At 58.1% G+C, this 23,711-nt stretch carries 23 protein-coding genes; 21 read left to right on the forward strand and 2 right to left on the reverse strand.

The features are described 5' to 3' along the window. The first annotated feature begins 88 nt into the window (after window positions 1–88). From ACTQY1_RS07135 to rsmI, 6 genes are read left to right on the forward strand one after another with little or no spacing between them, the layout of a single operon-like run. Window positions 89–1,534, forward strand: a complete 1,446-nt coding sequence (locus ACTQY1_RS07135; RefSeq protein ID WP_022488352.1) for an aminotransferase class I/II-fold pyridoxal phosphate-dependent enzyme — start codon at window positions 89–91, stop codon at window positions 1,532–1,534. After that, window positions 1,531–2,151 carry a dTMP kinase gene (gene tmk / locus ACTQY1_RS07140; protein WP_022488353.1) on the forward strand — a complete coding sequence of 207 codons (621 nt, stop codon included), beginning with the start codon at window positions 1,531–1,533 and terminating at the stop codon, window positions 2,149–2,151. The genes ACTQY1_RS07135 and tmk overlap by 4 nt, the downstream gene beginning before the upstream one ends. Before the next feature lie 21 nt (window positions 2,152–2,172). After that, complete coding sequence (locus ACTQY1_RS07145; RefSeq protein WP_022488354.1) at window positions 2,173–3,213, forward strand: DNA polymerase III subunit; 1,041 nt, start codon at window positions 2,173–2,175, stop codon at window positions 3,211–3,213. A gap of 10 nt (window positions 3,214–3,223) precedes the next feature. Continuing rightward, entirely contained in the window at window positions 3,224–4,069 is an 846-nt protein-coding gene (locus ACTQY1_RS07150) for a PSP1 domain-containing protein (protein WP_022488355.1), read from the forward strand. Further along, window positions 4,069–4,803 (forward strand): tRNA1(Val) (adenine(37)-N6)-methyltransferase, encoded by a 735-nt coding sequence (locus ACTQY1_RS07155; protein ID WP_154487939.1) that lies wholly within the window; start codon window positions 4,069–4,071, stop codon window positions 4,801–4,803. The genes ACTQY1_RS07150 and ACTQY1_RS07155 overlap by 1 nt, the downstream gene beginning before the upstream one ends. Then, window positions 4,793–5,626 carry a 16S rRNA (cytidine(1402)-2'-O)-methyltransferase gene (gene rsmI, locus ACTQY1_RS07160; RefSeq protein ID WP_329777927.1) on the forward strand — a complete coding sequence of 278 codons (834 nt, stop codon included), beginning with the start codon at window positions 4,793–4,795 and terminating at the stop codon, window positions 5,624–5,626. Before ACTQY1_RS07155 ends, rsmI begins: the two co-directional genes overlap by 11 nt. Here the strand turns inward: rsmI and ACTQY1_RS07165 are convergent. Continuing rightward, the gene (locus ACTQY1_RS07165) at window positions 5,599–6,519 is read right to left on the reverse strand and encodes a LysR family transcriptional regulator (protein WP_154487956.1); all 921 of its coding nucleotides are present in this window, start codon (window positions 6,517–6,519) and stop codon (window positions 5,599–5,601) included. The two genes, rsmI and ACTQY1_RS07165, sit on opposite strands and share 28 nt — an antisense overlap. A gap of 109 nt (window positions 6,520–6,628) precedes the next feature. Between ACTQY1_RS07165 and ACTQY1_RS07170 the strand changes: the two genes are divergently transcribed. Then, window positions 6,629–7,648 carry a YeiH family protein gene (locus tag ACTQY1_RS07170; protein WP_441373946.1) on the forward strand — a complete coding sequence of 340 codons (1,020 nt, stop codon included), beginning with the start codon at window positions 6,629–6,631 and terminating at the stop codon, window positions 7,646–7,648. Between the two features lie 60 nt (window positions 7,649–7,708). Here the strand turns inward: ACTQY1_RS07170 and ACTQY1_RS07175 are convergent, their stop codons facing one another. After that, on the reverse strand, window positions 7,709–7,873 hold the full coding sequence (locus ACTQY1_RS07175; RefSeq protein WP_154487938.1) for a hypothetical protein: 165 nt from the start codon (window positions 7,871–7,873) through the stop codon (window positions 7,709–7,711). Window positions 7,874–7,922: 49 nt separating this feature from the next. Between ACTQY1_RS07175 and ACTQY1_RS07180 the strand changes: the two genes are divergently transcribed. The 14 genes from ACTQY1_RS07180 (at window position 7,923) to ACTQY1_RS07245 (ending at window position 23,552) form a co-directional block, all read left to right on the forward strand. Next, window positions 7,923–8,516, forward strand: coding sequence for an HD domain-containing protein (locus ACTQY1_RS07180; RefSeq protein WP_154487937.1), 594 nt, complete (start codon window positions 7,923–7,925; stop codon window positions 8,514–8,516). Between the two features lie 103 nt (window positions 8,517–8,619). Beyond that, entirely contained in the window at window positions 8,620–9,726 is a 1,107-nt protein-coding gene (locus ACTQY1_RS07185) for a glycosyl hydrolase family 18 protein (protein ID WP_441369070.1), read from the forward strand. Window positions 9,727–9,792: 66 nt separating this feature from the next. Continuing rightward, a complete protein-coding gene (locus ACTQY1_RS07190; RefSeq protein ID WP_154487936.1) occupies window positions 9,793–10,578 on the forward strand; it encodes a basic amino acid ABC transporter substrate-binding protein in 786 nt (261 codons plus the stop codon). Window positions 10,579–10,814: 236 nt separating this feature from the next. Then, a complete protein-coding gene (locus tag ACTQY1_RS07195; protein WP_154487935.1) occupies window positions 10,815–11,594 on the forward strand; it encodes a basic amino acid ABC transporter substrate-binding protein in 780 nt (259 codons plus the stop codon). 27 nt (window positions 11,595–11,621) lie between these two features. After that, complete coding sequence (locus tag ACTQY1_RS07200; protein ID WP_154487934.1) at window positions 11,622–12,278, forward strand: amino acid ABC transporter permease; 657 nt, start codon at window positions 11,622–11,624, stop codon at window positions 12,276–12,278. A 1-nt stretch (window position 12,279) separates the two neighbouring features. Continuing rightward, a complete protein-coding gene (locus ACTQY1_RS07205) occupies window positions 12,280–12,999 on the forward strand; it encodes an amino acid ABC transporter ATP-binding protein (protein WP_154487954.1) in 720 nt (239 codons plus the stop codon). Window positions 13,000–13,145: 146 nt separating this feature from the next. Next, complete coding sequence (hpf, locus tag ACTQY1_RS07210) at window positions 13,146–13,691, forward strand: ribosome hibernation-promoting factor, HPF/YfiA family (RefSeq protein WP_154487933.1); 546 nt, start codon at window positions 13,146–13,148, stop codon at window positions 13,689–13,691. Window positions 13,692–13,877: 186 nt separating this feature from the next. Beyond that, window positions 13,878–16,349 (forward strand): preprotein translocase subunit SecA, encoded by a 2,472-nt coding sequence (gene secA, locus ACTQY1_RS07215; protein WP_441373949.1) that lies wholly within the window; start codon window positions 13,878–13,880, stop codon window positions 16,347–16,349. A gap of 129 nt (window positions 16,350–16,478) precedes the next feature. After that, entirely contained in the window at window positions 16,479–17,579 is a 1,101-nt protein-coding gene (prfB, locus tag ACTQY1_RS07220; protein ID WP_441373947.1) for a peptide chain release factor 2, read from the forward strand. Between the two features lie 16 nt (window positions 17,580–17,595). Continuing rightward, complete coding sequence (locus tag ACTQY1_RS07225; protein WP_154487932.1) at window positions 17,596–19,695, forward strand: DUF5693 family protein; 2,100 nt, start codon at window positions 17,596–17,598, stop codon at window positions 19,693–19,695. Beyond that, window positions 19,688–20,776, forward strand: a complete 1,089-nt coding sequence (gene csaB, locus ACTQY1_RS07230) for a polysaccharide pyruvyl transferase CsaB (protein WP_441373948.1) — start codon at window positions 19,688–19,690, stop codon at window positions 20,774–20,776. Before ACTQY1_RS07225 ends, csaB begins: the two co-directional genes overlap by 8 nt. A 63-nt stretch (window positions 20,777–20,839) precedes the next feature. Beyond that, on the forward strand, window positions 20,840–21,526 hold the full coding sequence (ftsE, locus tag ACTQY1_RS07235) for a cell division ATP-binding protein FtsE (RefSeq protein ID WP_154487931.1): 687 nt from the start codon (window positions 20,840–20,842) through the stop codon (window positions 21,524–21,526). Continuing rightward, window positions 21,516–22,403, forward strand: a complete 888-nt coding sequence (gene ftsX, locus ACTQY1_RS07240) for a permease-like cell division protein FtsX (RefSeq protein ID WP_022488373.1) — start codon at window positions 21,516–21,518, stop codon at window positions 22,401–22,403. Before ftsE ends, ftsX begins: the two co-directional genes overlap by 11 nt. 12 nt (window positions 22,404–22,415) lie before the next feature. Further along, window positions 22,416–23,552 carry a murein hydrolase activator EnvC family protein gene (locus ACTQY1_RS07245; protein ID WP_022488374.1) on the forward strand — a complete coding sequence of 379 codons (1,137 nt, stop codon included), beginning with the start codon at window positions 22,416–22,418 and terminating at the stop codon, window positions 23,550–23,552. Window positions 23,553–23,711 lie beyond the last annotated feature (159 nt).

The raw sequence follows: 23,711 nt of genomic DNA on the forward strand, positions 1-23,711 counted from the left end.
TTAATCACTTACCCACTTACCCTGCTACTCCGCACTTTCCCCTCTTCCCCCCATATGGTACAATAAGATATTGCCAAGGAGTGAAATCATGAATGCAAAACGACCTTTACTGACGGCAGTGGAAAACTACCGTCTTCAACATGTATATCCTCTCCATACCCCCGGTCACAAAGGGGGACGGGGAGCGGATCCGGCACTCCGCCATCTGGTGGGGGACGTGGCTCTTGCCAGCGACGTGTCCCTGATGGTGGAACTGGACGACATCCATCACCCGGAAGGGTGCATCCGGAAAACGGAAGAACTGGCGGCCCGGCTTTACGGGGCGGACCGGTGTTTTCTGGGCGTCAACGGCACCACCGGGGTGATCCACGGGATGCTGCTGGGAGCCCTGAAACCGGGGGATAAGATTTTGATCCCCCGGAACAGCCACCGGAGCGTTTTGGGAGCCCTGGTGCTGGGAGGTTTCCATCCGGTGTATGTACAGCCGGCCTATGATCCCCAGTGGAGGCTTACTCTCCAGGTGACGCCGGAACAGGTGGCAGAGGCCCTGGAAAAGGACCCCTCCATCCAGGCGGTGTTCCTGACCACCCCCAACTATTTCGGCCTGGCGGCGGAAACCCGGAAAATCGCAGACATTGCCCACGCCCACGGCGCCCTGCTGCTGGTGGACGAGGCCCACGGACCCCATCTGGGGTTCACGGATCAGCTGCCTCCCGGGGCCATGGAATCCGGTGCCGATGCAGCAGCCCAGAGCACTCACAAAATCGTGGGGGCCATGACCCAGTGCAGCCTGCTCCAGGTGCGTTATGACCGGATCTCTCCGGAAGCCATGGAAGGGGCCATGAGCCTGGTGACCACCACCAGCCCCAACTATCTTCTGATGGGAGCCCTGGATGCAGCCCAGGCCCAGCTGGCAGAGCAGGGGAAAGCCATGGGAGAAGCGTCGGTACGGGCAGCCGGTGTACTCCGCCGGATGCTCCACCAGGTGCCCGGCCTTCCTGTCCTGGAACAGGAACTGGTGGGCAAGGGAGGCGTGGCCGCCCTGGATCCGGGGAAGATCACTCTCCAGGTCAGCGCTTTGGGGGTCACCGGTCCGGAAGCGGCGGATGCCCTCCGGCAGGCGGGCATCGCAGTGGAACTGGTGGACGAAGACCATGTACTGCTGCTGGTGACCTACGCTGATGAGGGACCGGAACTGGAAAAAATGGGCCGGACCCTCTGTCAGGTGCTGGAAGCCATCCGGAAGCCGGAACGGGACCTGAAGCCCGTGCCTCCGGTGGCGGCGCTGCCGGAAATGGTGAAGCTCCCCCGGGAGGCGTTCTTTGCCGGCCACAGACCGGTGGAGTTTGAAAAGGCGGCAGGGCTGATCTCCGGAGAGACCATCAGCTTCTATCCTCCGGGAATCCCTCTGGTGATGCCCGGAGAGCGGATCACCGGAGAACTGATCCGGTACTGCCGGGAAATGCAGGAAAGAAAACTGCTGGTGAGCGGTCCCCGGGATAGCTCTCTCCAGCAGATCGAGGTACTGATATGAAGAAACAAGGATTGTTCATTACCCTGGAAGGGCCGGACGGAGGCGGCAAGACCACCCAGGCCCAGCAGCTGGCCCGCTGGTTCCGGCTTTACGGACGGGAGGTGCTGATCACCCGGGAACCGGGAGGGACCCCCACGGCGGAAAATATCCGGGAACTGGTGCTGGATCCGGCTCTGGACCTTTCCGCGGAAACGGAAACCCTGCTCCAGCTGGCCGCCCGGGCGGACCATGTGGCCCAGGCCATCCGGCCGGCTCTGGCGGCAGGGCAGGTGGTGCTCTGCGATCGGTTCAGCGATTCCACCCTGGTCTACCAGGGTATCCTCCGGAACATGGATCTGGCTCAGTTGCGGAAGCTGAACGATTTTGCCACCCGGGGCCTCCGGCCGGATGTGACCCTGCTTTTGGACGGGGATCCCCGGGAACTGGTAAAACGCCGGGAAGACCGGGGCACCGTGGATAAATTCGAACTCCAGGGACTGGAATTCCAGGACCGGATCCGGGCGGGCTATCTCCAACTGGCCCAGGAGGAGCCGGATCGGATCCTGGTGGTGGATGCTCTCCGGGAACCGGAAGTGGTGACGGAGGAAATCATCCGGAAACTGGAAAAATGGGTATAACCGGGCAGGAAGGGGAAAGCCATGTGGGAATCCATCATCGGACATGAAACCAACAAAACCTTCCTGGAGAATATGCTCAAAGGGACCCGGAAGACGCCTTCTCTGCTGTTCTGTGGGCCGGAAGGCATCGGGAAGAAAAAAATGGCCCGGGCCTTCGCCAAAAGTTTCCTGTGCCTGGAAGATCCCCTGGTCCCCTGTACCTGCCGGAGCTGCCGGGCCATGGACAGTGACAGCCATCCGGATTTCATCCAGGTGGAGCCCGGGGGCAAAAGCCGGACCATCGGGGTGGAGGCCATCCATCAGCTGGCGGCCAGTGCTGCCTTCGGGCCCGTATTGTCCCGGTACAAGGTGTGTCTCATCGATGAGGCCCATACCCTCCGGGAAGAGGCCCAGAACAGCCTGCTGAAGCTGCTGGAGGAGCCCCCGGACTACTGGCTGTTCCTTTTGGTGGCAGACGGCCGGGAAAAACTGCTGCCCACCATCCGGTCCCGGGTGATGGAGCTCCGGTTCGATCCTCTTTCCATGGCGGAAACGGAACAGGTGCTGGCGTCCATCCATCTGGGAGAAGGGGACCGTCCGGAAGATATGGCTGAAGAGGACCTGGCCCAGGTGGAAGCCAAATGGCGCCGGGAATTGCCGGTGCTGGCCCGGCTGGCAGGAGGTTCTGCCGGCAAGGCCCTGACCTGGTTCCGGCTGGATGCCTTGAAGCTGCGGGAAAACATCCTGGACCTGCTGGAACAGGCGGGCCGGGAGGATATCCTGGTCTACGCGGACAGCCTGCCTTGGATGCTGAAAAACGACCGGCAGGAGAGCCTGGTGCTCATGGAGCTGCTGCTCCTCCTGTTACGGGACGGTCTGATCCTGGAAAGCGGGCTGCCCCAGGTTTTGTACAATGAAGATCTGCGCCAGAGGCTGGGCCTGTGTTTTGCAGGCTGGTCGGAGAAGATGCTCCGTCAGGCCCTGGAACTGGAAGAAAAGTGCCGCCGGGCCCTGGCGTCCTTTGTGACCCGCCGGATGGCAGTGGAGGCTCTGGCACTGGAACTCCATGGAATGCTGGAATAAAGGAGAAAAAATGGTAACCATCGTTGGAATCCGGTTCAAACGGGCCGGGAAGATCTATTATTTTTCCCCGGGGAACTACGACCTGGCAAAGGGAGACCATGCCATTGTGGAAACCTCCCGGGGCATTGAATACGGGGAAGTGGTGATTCCCCGGCAGGAAGTGGAGGACAGCAAGATTGTCTCTCCTCTGAAAACGGTGATTCGGAAGGCTACGGAAGCCGACGCCCGGAAAGTGGCGGAAAACCACCGGAAAGAAAAAGAAGCCTTTGTGATCTGTGAGAAAAAAATCGCTGCCCGGAAGCTGGAAATGCGTCTGGTCAACGTGGAATACACTTTTGATGTGGGCAAGATCATCTTCTATTTCACCGCCGACGGCCGGATCGATTTCCGGGAACTGGTGAAGGATCTGGCGGCAGTGTTCCGCACCCGGATTGAGCTGCGGCAGATCGGGGTCCGGGACGAAGCCAAGATGCTGGGAGGCATCGGCTGCTGCGGCCGTCCTTTGTGCTGCTCCACCTTCCTGGGGGATTTTGAGCCGGTGTCCATCAAAATGGCCAAAGAACAGAACCTGTCCCTGAATCCCACCAAGATCTCCGGAATCTGCGGCCGGCTCCTGTGCTGCCTGAAATATGAAAGCGACATGTACTGCGGCAACTGCTGCAAGAAACGGGAAAAGAAAAAGGAACCCCGGCCCATGGTGCCCCGTCCCGGGATGAAAGTGGTGACCCCCAGCGGGGAAGGGATGGTCATGACCATCAGCCGCCGGGAACAGACCGTGACGGTGGAACTGTCCCCGGGGAACCGGGTGGTGGTCTCCTGGGATGAGATCGTGGAATCCTCCCGGGCGGAGAAGTAATGGAAAATACGGAACGGCTGGACTGCCTGCCGGACGGGACCACCCGGATCTGGCAGGACAGCCGGGAATTCTGCTTTACCACGGATGCGGTGTTCCTGGCCGCTTTTCCCCACTTGGTCCGGAAGGCCAAGGCCCTGGAACTGGGCTGCGGCACCGGGGCGGTGAGCCTGCTTCTGGCCAACCGGGGAGCGGAAAAGGTGCTGGGGGTGGATGTGAATCCCCATGTGGTGGATCTGTTCCAGCGGAGTATCCGGGAAAACCATCTGGAACACCGGGTGGAGGGCCGGGTGTGCGATTTGCGGGAATACCGGACCCAGCTGCCCTGCGATGCCCTGGACCTGGTGGCGGCCAATCCGCCCTACCGGATCGGGGGACGGCGGCGTCAGGTGGGTCAAGCCGCCTGTCATGAAACAGGCACCACCCTGGAGGATTTTTTTGCGGCCGCCGCCTGGTCCCTGAAGACCCGGGGCCGGTTCGCTCTGGTCCAGCTGCCGGAACGGTTCACCGACGCGGTGAAGCTGGGGATCCGGTACCAGCTGGAACTGAAACGGCTTCAGTGGGTCCATGCCTATGTGGACCGGCCGGCCTGGATCTTCCTGGCGGAATTCGTCAAAGGGGGGAAGCCCGGACTGGAAGTGCTGCCCCCGTTGTGCATGTACGATCCGGACGGTTCCTACAGCCGGGAAACACTGGCCTATTATGCATTGAAAGGGGACGAAACCCATGGAAAATAATAAAGGGACCCTGTACCTGTGCGCCACTCCCATCGGGAACCTGGAAGACATGACTCCCCGGGCGGTGCGGGTGCTCCAGGAGGCGGATCTGATCGCCGCGGAAGATACCCGGCATACCCGGCAGCTGCTGACCCATTTCGGAATCCACGGCCAGCTGATCAGCTACCATGAACACAACAAGGAAAAACAGGGGCCGGTGCTGCTGGAAGCCCTGGAGGCAGGGAAAAACATCGCCCTGGTCACTGACGCCGGATTTCCGGGGATATCGGACCCGGGAGAGATGATCGCCCAGCAGGCCATTGCTGCCGGGATCCCGGTGGTTCCGGTGCCGGGGGCCAATGCCTGCCTCACGGCCCTGGTGGCTTCCGGGCTCCCCAGCACTCCCTTCTTTTTTGGGGCCTTCCTGCCCAAAAGCCGGAAAAACAGGAAGGAAAAGCTGGAGGAATGGAAGCATATCCCGGCTACCCTGGTACTGTATGAAGCCCCTCACCGGATCCTGGACGTGCTCCAGGACATGGAGGAAGTGTGGGGAGACCGGAAAATGACCCTGGGACGGGAACTTACCAAGCTCCACGAAGAGTTCTTCCGGGGGACCATTTCCACCTGCCGCCAGCATTTGCTGGAAAATCCTCCCCGGGGAGAATTCGTCCTGGTGGTGGAACAGGGAAAAATGGAAAAACAGGAGCCCCAGGGGGACCCGCTGGAGGCAGTGAAAGACCTGATGGCCCGGGGTACGGACAAAAAAGAAGCCCTGGCCCAGGTGGCCAAGGCTTACAAAGTGCCCAAACGGGAGCTTTACAACCGTCTGGTCAAAGAAGAATAGGGAGAATTCCCTTTGGATTCCATCAGTTCCTGACAGATGACCCGGATTTCCGGAGCGAAGAGGCTGTCTTTGGGCCAGATGAAATCAAAAGGGTGGACCATGGAAAAATCTTTCAGAGGCAGCAGCCGGACCCGACCGGCGGCTGCCTCTTTTTCTACGGCAATCCGGTACAGGAAAGTGATGCCGCAGTCCTCTTCCAGCAGCTGGATCAGGGCGTGCATGTTTCCCACCTGGGCCCGGTGGGCGAACTGGTCCAGGGTAATGCCCTGGAGGGCCAGGTTCCGTTCCAGGATGTTCCGGGTCCCGGAACCAGGTTCCCGGACCAGCAGCCGTTCCGGCAGAAGATCCCGGCACAGCTGGGGCTCCCGGGCAAACTGGTGCCGGGCGGCGCATACCGGGACGAACGGTTCCAGCCGGAACAGCAGGTGGTCATAGGATTCCGGAGGATAGTACCCTTCCACCAGGGCAAAATCCAACGTCCCCCGGTCCAGCTGCTGGAGCAGTTCCCGGGTATTCCCGAAAATCAGGGTCAGTTCCACCTCCGGATGGGCCTTCAGATACTGGGCTGCCGGCCGGGCAATGCCGTATTCCCCGATGGTAAGGGTCACCCCGAAGGTGAGACGGCGGACACCCTGCTGACAGGCTTCCATCTTCCGGACCAGCAGGGCCTCATCGGTCTGGAGCAGTCGGGCGTAGGCGGCCAGGGTCTTTCCGGCAGGGGTCAGTTCCAGGTTCCGGCCCCGGTGGGCAAAAAGAGGCAGCCCGTATTTCTTTTCCAGGGTGTGGATGTGCTGGGAAACCGCCGGCTGGGTCAGGAACAGTTTCCGGGCCGCCTGGGTGAAGTTCATGGTTTCACAGACCGTCAAAAAAGTGCGCAGCTGGGTATCCATCAGTTCCTCCATAAGGGTATTTTATGGGTTCATTATAAACCATAATTTCCGCTTTTTAAATAGAGCATCTATAATACAACAAGATGCTTTGAAGTGAAGGAGGAAGTTACTGATGGAAAAAAGAGGAAAAGGAATCCTGGCCTGTCTGGCCATTGCCCTGCCGTCCTGGCTGCTGGGGCAGCATTTCCCGGTGGTGGGAGGACCGGTGATTGCCATTCTCCTGGGGATGGTCATTACCCTGTTCTGGAAGGAGAAAGGGGCGGCGGCTCCGGGTATCCAGTGGACCAGCAAAATCATCCTCCAGTCGGCAGTGGTGTTCCTGGGATTCGGGCTGGATCTCCATGTGGTGGCGGCTACGGGGAAACAGTCCCTGCCCATTATCCTGGCTACCATTACCACCTCCCTGGTGCTGGCCTATGGACTCCACCGGCTTATGGACATCCCCACGAAAATCTCCACTCTGGTGGGGGTGGGGTCTTCCATCTGCGGGGGATCCGCCATTGCCGCCGCGGCTCCGGCCATCCATGCGGATGATGAAGAAGTGGCCCAGGCCATTTCCGTCATCTTCTTCTTCAACGTACTGGCGGCCATCCTGTTCCCCCTCCTGGGGTCGGCACTGGGATTCAGCACCACCAGCGGGGAAGGGTTCGGGATCTTTGCAGGCACGGCGGTGAATGACACTTCCTCTGTAACTGCGGCCGCAGCCACCTGGGACAGCATGTGGAACCTGGGGACCGCTACCCTGGACAAGGCTGTGACGGTGAAGCTTACCCGGACCCTGGCCATTATCCCCATTACTCTGGGCCTGTCCCTGTATTACGGGAAGAAAGAAGCGGCGACCGGGAAAAAGTTCCGTTTGGCCCAGGCTGTTCCCGTGTTTGTGCTGTATTTTATCCTGGCGTCCCTGGTCACCACCCTGGCCCTCCAAATGGGCATTTCAGCCACCCTGTTTGCCCCCATGAAGACCCTGAGCAAGTTTCTCATCGTTATGGCCATGGCTGCCATAGGGCTGAACAGTAACCTTGTGAAACTGATCCGCACTGGCGGCAAACCCATTCTTCTGGGAGGATGCTGCTGGATTGGCATCACTGTGGTGAGCCTGGCTCTGCAACAAGTGCTGGGATTGTGGTGAGAGGACGCAGGGAATCCCGTATTGTCAGAGGCCAAACGCTGCCGCGTCTGGCCTCCATTTCTATACTTTTTTGCTCTTTTCAACCCCTTGAACTCGCTGGTGCAGTTCCTGCTGGAGTCGTTCCATGTCTTCGGCGGTTTTTACAAAGGAATAGCCGATGGAATCCGCCTGAGCGGCGTGAGTGGGCAGGGTTACCATAATTCGGGTGCCTGTCTTCTTTTCCATGATATAATAAATTTTAAAGCACCATTTGCAAGGGAGGAATGGAAACAGTATGAATGACGATTCACGTTTTGCCAAACAGCTCCGGTTCATCCTGGAGCTGGACAAGGAAAAGATCATTCTCCGGCAGACCCATCTGACCGGATACCGGCGGCAGGAAAACGATGCGGAACATGCCTGGCATATGGGGGTGATGGCCTGTTTATTGAAGGAATACGCCAACGAACCTTTTGACCTGGCCCGGACCCTTTTGATGATCCTTCTCCACGATGTGGTGGAAATCGATGCCGGGGACACCTATGCCTACGACCCGGATGCGGTGAAGACCCAGCGGGAACGGGAGGAAAAGGCGGCGGACCGGATTTTCGGACTGCTGCCGGAAGACCAGGCCCGGGAATTCCGGGACCTGTTTGAGGAATTCGACCGGGGAGACACCCCGGAAGCCCGGTATGCCCATGCCCTGGACAATTTCCAGCCCATCCTTCTCAATGACGCCAACAACGGAAAAGACTGGCGGCTCCACCAGGTGGGCCGGCAGCAGGTGGAAAAACGGAATGCCCGGACCCACGAAGGCAGCGAAAAAATCGCCCAGGCCGTCCAGGCCATCATTGACAGGAATGTGGAGAAGGGGAACCTGAAGCCGTAACAGCAGGGAAGAGTGAAGAGGGGGCTGGCGGCAATCAAACGGTACCTTGGGTACCGTGGGGACGCTGATCCGATGCCCCACAAAACAGTGAGGAGGAGATCGTGTGGACAAACGATGGATCTGTATTTTCTGCCTTTGCCTGATGACCCTTACGGGCACCGCCTGTGCCCGGACTCCAGAACCGGCGGGACCGGAGAAGGGGAAAAATCCCCCGGTCCAGGAACCTTACCGTCCCCGGAAGGTGGAAGGGCCAGTGGGGCTGGTGTGGGACTGGCAGGCTCCGGGAGAAAAGCCTTCCACCCTGGCCAGGGAGAAGAAGCTTCCCGGGATCACCGTCCTTTCTCCCAGCTGGTTCGTGATCCGGGATACGGATGGGAATATGGAAGAAAAGAACGCCTCCCTGGACTATGCGCCCCAGGCCCATGCCAAGGGATACCGGGTGTGGGCCCTTATTACCAACGGGTTCGACCCGGACCTGACCCACGGGCTTTTGGACAATCCGGCCGGCCGGAAAAATGCAGCAGAAGGGCTCCTGGCCCTGGCCCGAAAGTACCAGCTGGACGGCATCAACCTGGATTTCGAGAACATCCGGGCAGAAGACAGCGACCGGCTCACCGCCTTTGTGGGAGAAATCGCAGGGCCCCTCCGCCAGGAAGGGTACACGGTATCCATAGACGTGACCGTGCCTTCTGACAACGGGAACTGGTCCCGGTGCTATGACCGGAAGGCCCTCAGCGAACAGGTGGACTATGTAATGCTCATGGCCTACGATGAACACCACCGGCTGTCCAAAGTAGCCGGCTCTGTAGCCAGCCTGCCCTGGGTGGAACGGGGAATCCGGAAGACCCTGGAAGAAGTGCCGGCGGAAAAACTGGTGCTGGGGATGCCTCTCTACATGCGGGACTGGAAAGAAGAAAACGGAATGGTCAGCGCCAAAACCCTTTCTATGCCCGGAGCCCGGAAGCTGATCGCTGAAAAGGGCCTGGTGCCTGCCTGGCGCAGCGAGGAAGCCCAGTATTATTTTGAATACCGGGAACAGGGGGTGCTCCATCGGGTATGGCAGGAAGATGCCCGGAGCCTGGCCCTGAAGAACGCCCTGATCAGCCGGTACAACCTGGCCGGCAGCGCCTACTGGAGGAAAGGTCTGGAAGAGCCGGAAGTGTGGGAAATTCTGGCGGATGCGAATTTCTTGTTGAATAAAAATAAATAAAGATGTATAATTTATCCATCAAATAACGAAATAGCCAGTATATGGGCCAAATGAGGAGGAATATTTATGAAGAAAATGAAGATGCTTGCTGGAATCCTGGCCGGGCTGATGCTGTGCGTGGCCGCAGCAGGATGCGGCGGGGGCTCCGGCACCGCCGACAAAAAAGCCACTGACAAAAAGGAACTGGTGGTGGGGACCAACCCTTCCTTTGCTCCTTTTGAATTTACCGACAAGAAGGACGGCAAGGTCCAGGGCTTCGACATCGACCTGATCAATGCTCTGGCCAAAAAAGCCGGTTATGAAAAGGTGACCATCAAGAGCATCGCCTTTGACGGACTGATCCCGTCCCTGGAATCCGGGAACATCGACGTTTCCATCACTGGCATGAGCATCACCGATGCCCGGAAACAGAAAGTGAACTTCACCGATCCCTACTATGAATCCGGTCTGATGGCCGTGGTGAAAAAGGATAACGATGCCATCAAGGGTCTGGATGATCTGAAGGGCAAGACCATTGCCGTCCAGCTGGGCACCACCGGGGCCAAATATGCGGAAACCATTGAAGGAGCCAAGGTCAAGACCTTCGATTCCTCCGACCTGGCCTGCCTGGAACTGAAAAACGGCGGCGCCGATGCGGTGATCAGCGATCTGCCGGTGCTCCAGTACTTCCTGAAACAGGGGGGCAGCCAGTACGCCAAGAGCGTGGGGACCCCCAAGAAAGGCGACTTCTACGGCATCGCCACTGCCAAGAAAAACAAAGAACTCTGCGACAAGCTGAACAAAGCCCTGGCTGAACTGAAGAAAGACGGAGAATACCAGAAGATTTACGACAAGTGGTTCAAGGCGGAATAAGAGATTGTCAATGGTCAGTGGTCAATTGTCAATGGCCGGGGGAAGCCAGCTCTGCTGGCATTGAAAAACAAATTCAAAATCAATTGGTACAATTGATTTCCAAAAGCCAGAGACTAGTGACTAGAGGCTGGTGACGGGGCTGCTGCGTATGCGGCAGCCCCTTTTTCTCGAAAACCGGTTGTATAAACATACGCAACGCTGTATAATGATTACATTATGAAGATGGAGGGAAGATTATGAAAAAAATCTCTGCTGTAATGTGCGTACTGGCTGCTCTGATGCTGGCCGTGGCCGGCTGCGGAAGCGATACCAAACAGGCTGCCAATGACCAGAAAGTGATCAAAGTAGGGACCGAACCCACCTTTGCTCCTTTCGAATTCCAGGAAAAAGATTCCAAGGAATTCGCCGGATTCGATATGGACCTGGCCCGGGCCATCGGCAAACAGCTGGGCAAAAAAGTGGAAATCCAGAACATGGGCTTCGATGCCCTGATCCCGGCCCTGAACTCCGGCAACATCGATGCGGTGGCCGCAGGCATGAGCATCACCGACGAACGGAAAAAGGCCGTGACCTTCTCTGATCCCTACTACACTTCCGGTCTGGTAGTGGTAGTGACCAAGGACAACAACGATGTGAAGAGCATCAAAGACCTGGAAGGGAAGAAGATCGCCGTACAGATCGGCACCACTGGTGCTGACAAGGCCGCCAAGGTTCCCGGCGCCAAAGTGACTTCCTTCAACACCAATGCGGAAGTCTTCCTGGAACTGGAAAACAAAGGGGTTGACGCGGTGATCATCGACAAGCCTGTGGCCCAGTACTACCTGACCAAGGAAGGCAAGGACAAGGACAAGATCGTAGGGGATACCATGGATGCGGAATCCTACGGCTTTGCCTTCAAGAAGGACAGCAAACTGGCTGCCGACTTCAACAAGGCTTTGGCTGAACTGAAGAAAAACGGTGAATATGACAAGATCTACACCAAATGGTTCGGCAAAGATGCCAAAGCCGCTCAATAAGCGGTTTCTGGAAAAGGAAGAGAATGCATGAATTTTGAAATCATGAAGGAATCCCTGCCCCTGCTGCTTGCCGGGGCAGGCATTACTGTAGAAATCACAGCGGCCAGTGTGGGCCTGGGGCTCTTCATCGGCGTAGTGGTGTCCCTGATCCGTCTCTGCGGCATCAGGGCCCTGCGCATTTTAGGCGATATCTATGTGACCTTTCTCCGGGGCACCCCCCTGCTGGTCCAGATCTTTCTGGTGTACTTTGCCCTGCCGGCCCTGATCCATCACCGGGTGGATGCCTATGTGGCTGCCATTTCCGCCTGCTCCATCAACTCCGGGGCCTATGTGGCGGAAATCTTCCGGGGCGGCATCGAATCCATCGACAAGGGACAGATGGAAGCCGGCCGGAGCCTGGGCATGACCTGGTGGCAGACCATGCGCCACATTATCCTGCCCCAGGCCTTCAAGCGGATCATCCCGCCTCTGGGCAACGAATTCATCGCCATGCTGAAGGACTCCTCCCTGGTGTCCGTCATCGGGTTCGAAGAACTGACCCGCCGGGGCCAGCTGATCATTGCCCGGACCTATGCCTCTTTTGAAATCTGGCTCAGCGTGGCCATCATCTATCTCATTATGACATTTGCGGTGGCCCGTTTGGTAGGCGTCCTGGAAAGGCGGTACAAGAAAGATGAACAGTGAAATGATTAAAGTGGAGGGCCTCCGGAAAAGCTATGGGGACAACGAGGTGCTCAAGGGCATCGACGTGACCATTGCCGAACAGGAAGTGGTGGTGGTCATCGGCCCCAGCGGCGGCGGGAAAAGTACCTTTCTCCGGTGCCTGAACTATCTGGAAGTGCCTACGGCCGGCTCCATTACCTTTGACGGGATCCCCCTCAACGGGGAAGCCAACATCAACGAAGTGCGGAAAGAAGTGGGGATGGTGTTCCAGCGGTTCAACCTGTTCCCTCACATGACGGTGATGGACAACCTGATCCTGGCTCCCATGATCGTCCGCCACGAAAAGAAGGAAGAAGCGGTGGAAAAGGCCAAGCTGTACCTGGACAAGGTGGGCCTGTTGAACAAGGCCGACGCCTATCCCGGTAGCCTGTCCGGGGGCCAGCAGCAGCGGGTGGCCATTGCCCGGGCCCTGTGCATGAAGCCCAAGGCCATGCTCTTTGACGAGCCCACTTCCGCCCTGGACCCGGAAATGATCAACGAAGTACTGGATGTTATGAAGAACCTGGCCCAGGAAGGGATGACCATGGTGGTGGTGACCCACGAAATGGGCTTTGCCCGGGAAGTGGGAGACCGGATCCTGTTCCTGGACGGCGGGAAGATCCTGGAACAGGGAGATCCTACCGAATTCTTCGCCCATCCCAAAAACGAACGGGCCCGGAATTTCCTGTCCAAAATCCTGTAAGAGAGGGGCTGCTGCCTGTGCGGCAGCCTCTTTTTATCAAAAAAATTTACATTTTTTTATTTTCTTTTGCAGGGATTTCCGAAGAGTTGTAGAATATGTATAATAACAACGATGGGAAATGTCCCATTGGTGAGGAGGTAGTTATTATGGCAGTAAAAGTTCGTGGTAAAAACATCGAGGTCACCCAGGCATTAAAAGATTACGTGGAAAAACGCGTGCAGACCATTACCAAACAGTTCAAGACGGTAGGTGAGATCACCGCGGTAATGCGGGTGGAAAAAGGCAAACATACGGTTGAAATCACGGTTCCTGCCAGCGGCATCGTACTGCGGGCCCAGGAAACTTCTGAAAATATGTATGCATCCATTGACCAGTGCGTGGAAAAAATCGAACGGCAGATCCATAAATACAAGACCCGCCTGATGAAACGGAAATACAGCAACTTCAAGGATGCGGCACCGGCTCCGCTGCCAGAAGACAGTGAAGATGTACCGGAAGAAACCGGGGAATTCAAGGTAGCCCGTACCAAGAATTACGCCATGCGGCCCATGGGCGTCCAGGAAGCCATTATGCAGATGAACATGCTGAACCACGATTTCTTCATTTTCTTCAATGCGGAAACGGAAAAAATCGCCATTGTATACCGGAGAAGAAGCGGGGATTACGGCCTGATTAATCCGGAAATGGCCTGAACCTTTTCCGAAAACTGGGTTATCCCGTAAATTCAAGAAATTTTTACAAAGAGCCGGGGCGTTTGCCCCGACTCTTTTTGACTTTCATATACGCATTTGCTACAATAAAAAAATGGATTCATAGTGGTAATTTGCGCCTGGAGCGCTTACAAGAACTGAGGAGTGATATACTTGCTGGAAAACCTGATGAAACTGGTCTTTGGTGACCCCAATAAGAAAGAATTGAAGGTCTGCCAGGGCTATGTGGATAAAATCAATGCGCTGGAACCGGAAATGGCCGGGCTCAGCGATGCCCGCCTCTGTGCCAAGACCCAGGAATTCCGGCTGCGGCTCACCAAAGGAGAAACCCTGGATGACCTGCTGCCGGAAGCTTTTGCCGTGGTCCGGGAAGCCTCCCGCCGGGTGCTGGGGCTGCGTCATTTCGATGTGCAGCTGATCGGGGGCTGCATCCTCCGCCGGGGGAACATCGCCGAAATGCGTACCGGTGAAGGGAAGACCCTGGTGGCCACCCTGCCGGCTTACCTGAACGCCCTGGAAGGCAAAGGGGTCCATGTGGTCACCGTCAACGACTACCTGGCCCGCCGGGACAGTGAAGACATGGGCCGGGTGTACCGGTTCCTGGGGATGAGCGTGGGGCTGATTGTCCACGACATGGATTTCCCCGCCCGGAAGGCAGCCTATGCAGCGGATATCACCTACGGCACCAACAACGAATTCGGGTTCGACTACCTCCGGGACAATATGGTGGTGTCCCTGGATCAGATGGTCCAGCGGCCCCTCCATTATGCCATCGTGGACGAAGTGGACTCCATCCTCATCGATGAAGCCCGTACGCCTCTGATCATTTCCGGTCCCGGGGAAAAATCCACGGATCTGTACAACATCATGGCGGATGTGGTGAAGAACTTCAAGGAAAAAGAAGACTACACCGTAGATGAAAAGCTCAAGACCGTGGCTCCTACCGAAGCCGGTATCGCCAAGGCGGAAAAACTCCTGGGCGTAAAGAACATGTACGATCCGGAAAACGGCACGGATCTGTCCCATCAGCTGATGGAAGCCCTGAAGGCCAAGGCACTGATGATCCGGGACCGGGACTATGTGGTGAAGGACGGGGAAGTCATCATCGTGGATGAATTCACCGGCCGGCTCATGTACGGCCGCCGGTATTCCGAAGGGCTGCACCAGGCCATCGAAGCCAAGGAACATGTGAAGGTGGAACGGGAAAGCCAGACCCTGGCCACCATCACCTTCCAGAACTACTTCCGGATGTACGACAAGCTGTCCGGCATGACCGGCACCGCCAAGACGGAAGAACAGGAATTCCAGAAGATTTACGGGCTCAGCGTCTACGTGGTGCCCACCAACAAACCCAATATCCGGATCGACTACCCGGATGTGATCTACAAAACCAAGAAAGCCAAGTACCGGGCTGTGGTGAAGGCCATTGAGGAACTCCATTCCGTAGGCCGGCCGGTGCTGGTGGGGACCACTTCCATCGCCCAGAGCGAGGAACTGTCCGCCATGCTGAAGAAAAAGGGCATCCAGCACAATGTGCTGAACGCCAAGTATCATGAAAAAGAAGCGGAGATCGTGGCAGATGCCGGCCAGATGGGGGCCGTGACCATTGCCACCAACATGGCCGGCCGTGGTACGGATATCACCCTGGGCGAAGGGGTGGCCGAACTGGGCGGTCTCCACATCATCGGTACGGAACGGCACGAATCCCGCCGGATCGACAATCAGCTCCGGGGCCGCTGCGCCCGTCAGGGGGATCCGGGTTCCACCCGTTTCTACCTGTCTCTGGAAGACGACCTGATGCGGCTGTTCGGTTCTGACAACATTTCCGGGATCATGGACAAGCTGGGGATGGACGAAGACGAACCTATCGAACACAAGCTGGTGACCCGGTCCATCGAAAACGCCCAGAAGAAAGTGGAAAGCCGGAACTTCGACATCCGGAAACACGTGCTGGAATATGACGATGTGATGAACGAACAGCGGGAAGTCATCTACGACCAGCGCCGGAAGATCCTGGAAAAGGCCGATCTGAAGGAAACGGTCCTGGGCATGGCGGACCACATTGTGGACCGGACCATGGATATGTACGCTCCCAAAGAAGCCTACAGCGAGGACTGGGACATTCCTTCCCTGATCAAATACGCAGAGGAATTCTATGCACCTCAGGGCAGCCTGAAGGCTGACGAACTGGCCAACATGAGCCGGGAAGAACTGGAGGAACATCTCCACAAGGTGGCCCACGATTACTACGACGAACGGGAAACCGCCATCACCGCTCCCATTATGCGGGAACTGGAAAACCTGGTGATGCTGAAGGTGGTGGATACCCACTGGATGGAACACCTGGATGCCATGGATGCCCTCCGGGAAGGAATCGGGCTCCGGGCCTACGGCCAGCGGGATCCTCTGGTGGAATACAAATTTGAAGCCTACGACATGTTCGAAGGCATGAAGGAAGCCATTGTGGACGATGTGGTCCGGTACATGTACCGGGTGAACGTGGTGACCCAGCCTACGGTGGTAGACCACCTGTCCAACGCTTCCGTGAATAACCCCAATGTGGACGGTACGGCGGAAGGTGCTCAGACTCCTGCGGAAATCCACGGGGAAGGAAAGCCGGCAGGGGCTCCCCGGCAGTAAGAGCGCCCGGGGACAGCATTCCCCGAATCCCCGCTGGGGGAGACAAAAACGGATGCACCAAACGGAGCTGGGGAAACCCGGCTTCGTTTTTCCCATTTTACCATTACGAAAAGAAAGGGCTGGAAAATCTTGTTACTGGAAGAACTGAAACCGGCAATCACCCAATTGAAAGATAAACTGGAAGAACTGAAGGGCGGTCTGAAGATTGTCCAGAAGGAAGAGCGGATCGAAGACCTGGAACACCAGATGGCGGCGCCCGGGTTCTGGGATGATCCGGACAAGGCTCAGACCGTGGCCCAGGAAGCCAACAACCTGAAAAGCGAAGTGGAGACCTACCACGGGCTGAACCAGAAGTTGGAAGACGTGGAGACCCTCTGGGAAATGGCCATGGAGGAAAAGGACGACAGCCTCCAGAGTGAAATCGAAAGCGAAGTGGAAACCGCCCGGAAGACCCTGGCGGACTTGGAACTGGGCATGCTCCTCAGCGACCAGTATGACGCCAACAACGCCATCCTGACCCTCCATGCCGGGGCCGGCGGCACCGAAGCCCAGGACTGGACCAACATGCTGCTGCGGATGTACACCCGGTATGCGGAACGGAAGGGATTCTCCGTGGAACTGCTGGATGTACTCCCCGGGGAAGAAGCCGGGGTGAAAAGCGCCACCCTTACCATCCAGGGACACAATGCCTACGGGTTCCTGAAAAGCGAGAAGGGGGTCCACCGTCTGGTGCGGATCTCTCCCTTCGATGCCAACGCCCGGCGGCACACCTCTTTTGCCGCAGTGGATGTAATGCCCGAACTGGACGAAACCGTGGAAGTGAACCTGAACATGGACGATGTGCGGGTGGACTACTACCGGGCCAGCGGTGCCGGCGGACAGCACGTCAACAAGACTTCTTCCGCTGTCCGGATGACCCACCTTCCCACCGGGATCGTGGTCCAGTGCCAGAACGAACGGAGCCAGCTCCAGAACAAGGAACGCTGCCTGGCCCTGCTCCGTGCCAAACTGTATGAATATGAAAAGGCCATCCAGGACAAAAAGATTAGCGAAATCGCCGGGGATTACCAGGCCATCGAATGGGGCAGCCAGATCCGGTCCTATGTGTTCCAGCCCTACACCATGGTGAAGGACCATCGGACGGGAGCGGAAACCGGCAACATCCAGGCGGTGATGGACGGGGATCTGGACCTGTTTGTGGAAGCCTATCTCCGCAGCCTGAAACACTGAGAGGTGGTCTGACACCATGAAAACCTATCAGAAACTGTTCCTGGCCCTGGTGGGCCTGGGACTGGCCGCTTCCCTGTGCCTGAACTGGCAGCGGATCCAGGTGGAACGGGCCAACAAAACCATTGAAACGGTCATGGAATACAACAGCCTGGTGCGCATGGCCCAGGAGGAAGGAGTTCCCAAGGAGCAGGTGTTCAAGGAGTTCCGGGACCGGGGGGTGACCACCCTGACAGTGTTCGACACCAGCCTGGACAAACTGGCCCAGAAAGGGTCCGTGAATGTGCTCACCGGGGCCCAGCTCCTGGAACTGGCCCGGGTCCAGCAGCTTCGTCCGGAATGGCAGGCCATTGTGGACAATCCGGACTTTATGGTGGATGCCCTGTACATTTCCGCCGGGACCAGTGAACGGGCCCTGAAGGAAGCAGAAGAGGACATCCGGCTCCGGTTCGGGAAAGAACGGATCGTGGAACTGAATGCCTCTCCCCTGATCCTCCGGTTCGACGGGGATACCATCATCAGCAAGAACCCCATTGCCGGGGACGAACGGGGCGTCCGGGAAATGGACCTGGGGCCGTCCACCGATGAGCTCCAGGATGTGACGAAGAACGGCTTCATGGTGGCCATCCGTCCCACCAACTACTGTGAACGGTATACCGCAGCCGCCGCCAGCGAAGAGGAACAGATCAACGCCTTCTTCCGCCGGCTGGATGACAGCGGGGCCAAAGTGAGCCTGATCATCGGCAGCGGCAAACAGATGCTGGGGAACAACAAGTACCTGCCTCTGGTGGCCAAAAACCTGCTCCAGCGGCACATTACCATGGGTATGGTGGAAGGGGTCACCCAGCTCCAGTTCGTAAAACTGGAAGGGATGACCGAACTGGCCAGACTGGCCAACTATCAGGTGGCCCGGACCTATGTGATCGCCGATGCGGAACAGCGGAAAATGCAGGTGTTCGATGCCTTCCGCCGCTGGTCCCTGGCGGATGAGGAACGGAACATCCGGGTGAACTACATCAAGACCTTCCTGACTCCCCGGGACAACAAGACCCTGCTCCAGACCAACCTGGACTATGTGGACCGGGTGACCAGGGATGTGGCCAGCAAGGGCTTTGCCACGGGGCCGGCGGATATTTACAAGGTATACCAGCCCAGCCGGCTGTGGTACATTCCCATGGCCTTCTCCCTGGCCGCCGCCTGGTGCCTGTATTTCCTGCTTTTGGGGGTACTCCCTGAAAAGCATTATGTCAAAGCCACGGGCATTTTCGGGGTGCTGGTGACTGCCGGCCTTTTTGCCGGACCCCTGGGGCTCCTGGCCCGTCAGGGCGTGGCCTTTGGGGCTGCGGTGATCTTCCCGGTGCTGAGCATGCACCGGATGATGGGGATCTGGCGGAAAAACGGATCCCGGGGCAGCCTGGGGGCTTTGGCTCTCCGGACTTGTGTCCATCTGTTTGAAACCATCGTCCTGTCCCTGATCGGGGCGTCCATGGTGGGAGGCATACTCAGCGATACCCGGTTCCTGCTGGAAATGGATATCTACCGGGGGGTAAAGGCCACCTTCATGCTGCCGGTGGTCCTGACCTGCCTGCTGTTCCTCCGGACCCATGGTCTGTGGCAGCAGGGAGAAGACTGGCGGAAGCCTTTCCGCCGGGTGCTGGGCTTCCTGAACCAGCCTCTGAACCTGAAGGCCCTGTGCATCCTGGGCATCTTCGCCTTTGTGGCCTGGGTGTTCATCGGCCGCAGCGGCCATACGGCCGGGGTGCCGGTGCCTGCCATTGAGCAGAAGCTCCGGTTCTTCCTGGAAGAGACCATGTGGGCCCGGCCCCGGGAAAAGGAATTCATGATCGGCCATCCGGCCTTTTTCCTGGCCGCCTGGGCTGCCTGGAAAAAGCTGCCCACCTGGTTCTACGGACTGTGCGTCACCGGGGCCGCCATCGGCCAGGGCAGTGCCGTCCAGACCTTTGCCCACATGCGTTCGCCCATTCTCATGAGTTATGTACGGGCCCTGGACGGATACGGAGTGGGGCTGGTGGCCGGGCTTATTGCCCTTGCCATCTTCGCCCTGGCGTATCCCCATGTGGCAGCGTTCTGTGCAAAGAGGAGGAATCCCTTTGGGTAAGATCCTGATTTCCGGTTATTACGGGTTTTCCAATGCCGGAGACGAGGCCATGCTCACGGCCATTGTAACCAGCCTGAAACAGCAGGATCCCCAGGTGGAGCTGACGGTGATCTCCGGGAATCCGGAAGTCACCGCCCGGCTCCATCCGGTGAAGGCGGTCCATCGGTTCGACCTGCCTGGAATCTGCCGGGCCATGGCCGGGACGGATCTGCTCCTTTCCGGAGGCGGCAGCCTGCTCCAGAACGTGACCAGCCGGCTGAGCCTCTACTATTATCTTTCCCTGATTGCCCTGGCGGCGGTCATGGGGAAGAAAATCATGCTGTTTGCCCAGGGCATCGGCCCCATCCGGGGCTGGTTCAGCCGCCGTCTTACCCGGCTGGTGTGCCGGCAGGCGGATCTGATCACCGTCCGGGACGACGGGTCCCTGGATGATCTGAAATCCATGGGCTTTGATCCTGCCGCCATCCATGTGACCAGCGATGCGGTGTTCTCCCTTCCGGAAGGCCGGAAACAGGAGGGCCTCCGGCTCCTGGAAAAACTGGGGGTGGATCCTTCCCGGCCTCTGGTGGGCTTTGCCCTCCGGCACTGGAAGGGAGAAAAACGGTTCGTACGGGAATTTGCCCGGGCGGCGGATGAACTGAAAAAGCGGTTCCAGGCCCAGATTGTCTTTGTGCCCCTCCAGTTTCCGGCGGACGGGGAACTGTCCAATCAGGTGGCGGAGGCTATGGAAAACCGCCGGGATGTGTTCATCCTGGACCAGAAATGTTCCACCCAGGGATACCAGGACCTGATCAGCTGTCTCCATCTGCTGATTGGCATGCGGCTCCACGCCCTGGTGTTTGCCGCCATCAACGACGTTCCCTTTATGGCCATTTCCTATGACCCCAAGGTGGACCGGTTCGTGGATGGCATGAAGGGGACGGTGGTGGATACCATCGGCCAGGTGACGGCGGAAGAACTGACGGCCATGGCCGAAAAACTCTGGAACTCTGACGGCCGGCAGGGACGGGAACAGATCCGTGCCCTCCGGGAAGAAGCCAGAGCCAATATTGGAGGGGCCCTGGCCCTTTTGGCCCGGTGACAGATGTCCACGGGCCTTTTTTGGACCGGGTTTTCCAACCTATGAAAATACAGGAGGAATCCCATGCTGGAAATGCGTCATGCAGGCAAGGTCTATCCTGGCGGGGCGGTAGCCCTGGAGGATATCAACGTACATATCAAACCGGGAGAGTTTGTGTTCCTGGTGGGCCCCAGCGGGGCCGGCAAATCCACCTTCATCCGGCTGATCTCCCGGGAAATCGAACCTACTTCCGGGCAGATCCTGGTGGACGGAGTGGATGTGATGAAACTGAAGCGGGGGGACATTCCCTATCTCCGGCGGCAGCTGGGCATCGTCTTCCAGGACTTCCGGCTGCTCAACGACCGGACCGCCTATGAAAACGTGGCCTTTGCCATGCAGGTGATCGAGGCCCCCAGCCACAAGATCCGACAGCGGGTCAATGAAGTGCTGGAACTGGTGGGCCTGAAGGGCCGGGGGGACAACTATCCGGGAGAGATGAGCGGGGGCGAACAGCAGCGGGTGGCCATTGCCCGGGCCATTGTCAACGATCCTCTCCTGGTGATCGCCGATGAACCCACTGGCAACCTGGACCCGGAAACCAGCAAGGAAATCATGGAAATCTTCACCCAGATCAACAGCCGGGGCACCACCATCCTGATGGCCACCCACGACAAGACCATGGTGGATTATATGCAGAAACGGGTCATCGCCCTGGAAAACGGGCGGCTGGTCCGGGATGACCGCAAAGGAGTTTACGGGTATGAAGTTTAGTACAAAATGGTATTACATCAAGGAGACCTTTACCTCTCTGAAGCGGAATTCCCTGATGAGTATTGCTTCCATCAGCACTGTGGCCCTGTCCATCCTGGTGCTGGGGATGTTCCTCACCATGGTGCTCAATGTGAACAACCTGGCCAGACATCTGGAGAACCAGGTCCAGGTCACCATCTATATGGAAGACAGCGCTTCCGCCGACCAGCTGAAGCAGATGGAAAAAGTGCTCCGGAGCACCCCCGGGATCGTGAAGGTGACGCCCCGGACCAAGGAGCAGGCCCTGGCGGATTTCAAGAGCCGTCTGGGAGAACAGCAGAAGCTGCTGGCGGCCCTGGGAGAGGACAATCCCTTCCCGGCCTCCTTTGAGATCCAGGTGGACAATCCGGAACGGATTCCCCAGCTGGTGCCCCAGTTCCAGCAGATGCCCGGGGTGGAAACCGCCAAGTTCGGCCAGGAAGTGGTGGAACATCTGTTCCAGCTGACCCGGGTGCTCCGGATCGGCGGGGTGCTGCTGATCGTGCTTCTGGCCATTGCCACCCTGTTCATTATCTCCAACACCATCCGGATCACCGTGTTTGCCCGGCGCCGGGAAGTGAACATCATGAAATATGTGGGGGCCACTGACTGGTTCATTCGCTGGCCCTTTCTGCTGGAGGGAATGATCATGGGCTTTGTGGGGGCGGTGATCGCTTCGGCGGCTCTGTACAAAGGGTACAATGCCATCCAGGCCAAGATCTACGGGACACTGGCCTTCTTCCCCATGCTGCCCAGCTGGCCCACCATGGGCTGGCTCTGCGGGGGACTGGTCTGTGTGGGGACCCTGATCGGGGCTCTGGGCAGCAGCATCTCCCTGCGGAAGTTCCTGGATGTGTAGGAGGCGGTGGGGATGAAGAAACAAGCAGCCCTTGCTGCCGCCCTCCTTTTGCTGGGGACCCAGCTGTCCGCTTCCGTTTCCTGGGCGGAAACCATTGAGGAGAAGCGGGCTCAGCTGGACGAGATCCAGCAGCAGCTGGGGGAAAAGGACGCCCAGCTGGAAGAAAAGAAAAAAGAAATCGGCAATGCCATGGAGCAGCTGATCCTGACCCAGGAAGAACTGGCGGAAGCCAAGCGGAAGCTGGCGGCCATCGAGGCCCGGCAGCAGGCTCTGGAAATCAAGATCCGTCAGAACGAGGCGGCTCTGGCAGCCAAACAGAAGGAATATGACAAAAGCCGGGCGGTGTACAAAAAACGGCTCCGGGACATTTACGAAAACGGCCAGGTGAACTATCTGGATGTGCTGCTGGGAGCGGCGGATTTTCGGGATTTCTCTTCCCGGATGTACCTGCTCCAGCGGGTGGTCCGCCGGGATTTCAACCTGATCGACCGGCTGGAGACCCAGCGGGAGGAACTGCTGGCGAAAAAGGCGGAACTGGACGACATCAAGAGCCAGCTGGCAGCTGCCCATGCGGAAGGCCAGAAGGAACAGCAGATCGTGGCCCAGAAGACGGTGGAACGGCAGAAACTGTATGAACAGGCTCTGGCGGAAAAAGCCCAGCTGGATGCGGAATATGAAGAACTCCAGCGGAACAGCCAGGAAATCACCGCCATGATCCAGCGGATGGAACAGGAAGGCCGGATGATGCCCCAGGCAGGGGGCACCGGCCAGCTGGCCTGGCCGGTGAACGGGGAGATCACCTCTCCCTTCGGCTGGAGGGTCCATCCCATCTGGGGGACCCAGATCTTCCATGCAGGGCTGGATATCGGCGCCGATTACGGGGATCCGGTCCATGCCGCGGACAGCGGCACCGTGGTGTACGCCGGCTGGATGGGCGGCTACGGCAATGCGGTGATGATCGACCACGGCGGGGGCATGGTGACCCTGTACGGCCACAATTCTTCCATTACCGTGGGAGAAGGGGAACAGGTGAGCAAAGGGCAGACCATCGCCCTGGCCGGCAGCACCGGCAATTCTACCGGACCCCACTGTCATTTCGAAGTCCGTATCCACGGAGAAGTGGTCAGCCCCCTGCAGTATCTGCCGTAAGCAGGAGTGCAGAGTAAAGAGTGCAGAGTGCAGAGTGCAGAGAAAAGAGTAAACCGTACCCCTTGTCAAGGACAGTTTCTAAAAGTAGGACCCCTTGTTTTAGACAGTTCAACAATCCTGGTACCTTTAAAATGGACGTTTGGTAATTGTCTATCAGAA

It is taken from the genome of Acidaminococcus sp. HCP3S3_G9_1 (assembly GCF_052122455.1).
Classification (GTDB): domain Bacteria; phylum Bacillota; class Negativicutes; order Acidaminococcales; family Acidaminococcaceae; genus Acidaminococcus.

Coding starts and splice junctions, on each gene's coding strand:
- secA (WP_441373949.1), top strand. CDS start 13,878: ATGAAACTGGTCTTTGGTGACCCCAATAAGAAAGAATTGAAGGTCTGC.
- ACTQY1_RS07150 (WP_022488355.1), top strand. CDS start 3,224: ATGGTAACCATCGTTGGAATCCGGTTCAAACGGGCCGGGAAGATCTAT.
- ACTQY1_RS07180 (WP_154487937.1), top strand. CDS start 7,923: ATGAATGACGATTCACGTTTTGCCAAACAGCTCCGGTTCATCCTGGAG.
- ACTQY1_RS07245 (WP_022488374.1), top strand. CDS start 22,416: ATGAAGAAACAAGCAGCCCTTGCTGCCGCCCTCCTTTTGCTGGGGACC.
- ftsX (WP_022488373.1), top strand. CDS start 21,516: ATGAAGTTTAGTACAAAATGGTATTACATCAAGGAGACCTTTACCTCT.
- ACTQY1_RS07205 (WP_154487954.1), top strand. CDS start 12,280: ATGATTAAAGTGGAGGGCCTCCGGAAAAGCTATGGGGACAACGAGGTG.
- ACTQY1_RS07225 (WP_154487932.1), top strand. CDS start 17,596: ATGAAAACCTATCAGAAACTGTTCCTGGCCCTGGTGGGCCTGGGACTG.
- ftsE (WP_154487931.1), top strand. CDS start 20,840: ATGCTGGAAATGCGTCATGCAGGCAAGGTCTATCCTGGCGGGGCGGTA.
- ACTQY1_RS07190 (WP_154487936.1), top strand. CDS start 9,793: ATGAAGAAAATGAAGATGCTTGCTGGAATCCTGGCCGGGCTGATGCTG.
- tmk (WP_022488353.1), top strand. CDS start 1,531: ATGAAGAAACAAGGATTGTTCATTACCCTGGAAGGGCCGGACGGAGGC.
- rsmI (WP_329777927.1), top strand. CDS start 4,793: ATGGAAAATAATAAAGGGACCCTGTACCTGTGCGCCACTCCCATCGGG.
- ACTQY1_RS07135 (WP_022488352.1), top strand. CDS start 89: ATGAATGCAAAACGACCTTTACTGACGGCAGTGGAAAACTACCGTCTT.
- ACTQY1_RS07170 (WP_441373946.1), top strand. CDS start 6,629: ATGGAAAAAAGAGGAAAAGGAATCCTGGCCTGTCTGGCCATTGCCCTG.
- ACTQY1_RS07195 (WP_154487935.1), top strand. CDS start 10,815: ATGAAAAAAATCTCTGCTGTAATGTGCGTACTGGCTGCTCTGATGCTG.
- hpf (WP_154487933.1), top strand. CDS start 13,146: ATGGCAGTAAAAGTTCGTGGTAAAAACATCGAGGTCACCCAGGCATTA.
- ACTQY1_RS07155 (WP_154487939.1), top strand. CDS start 4,069: ATGGAAAATACGGAACGGCTGGACTGCCTGCCGGACGGGACCACCCGG.
- ACTQY1_RS07175 (WP_154487938.1), bottom strand. CDS start 7,873: ATGGAAAAGAAGACAGGCACCCGAATTATGGTAACCCTGCCCACTCAC.
- ACTQY1_RS07200 (WP_154487934.1), top strand. CDS start 11,622: ATGAATTTTGAAATCATGAAGGAATCCCTGCCCCTGCTGCTTGCCGGG.
- ACTQY1_RS07145 (WP_022488354.1), top strand. CDS start 2,173: ATGTGGGAATCCATCATCGGACATGAAACCAACAAAACCTTCCTGGAG.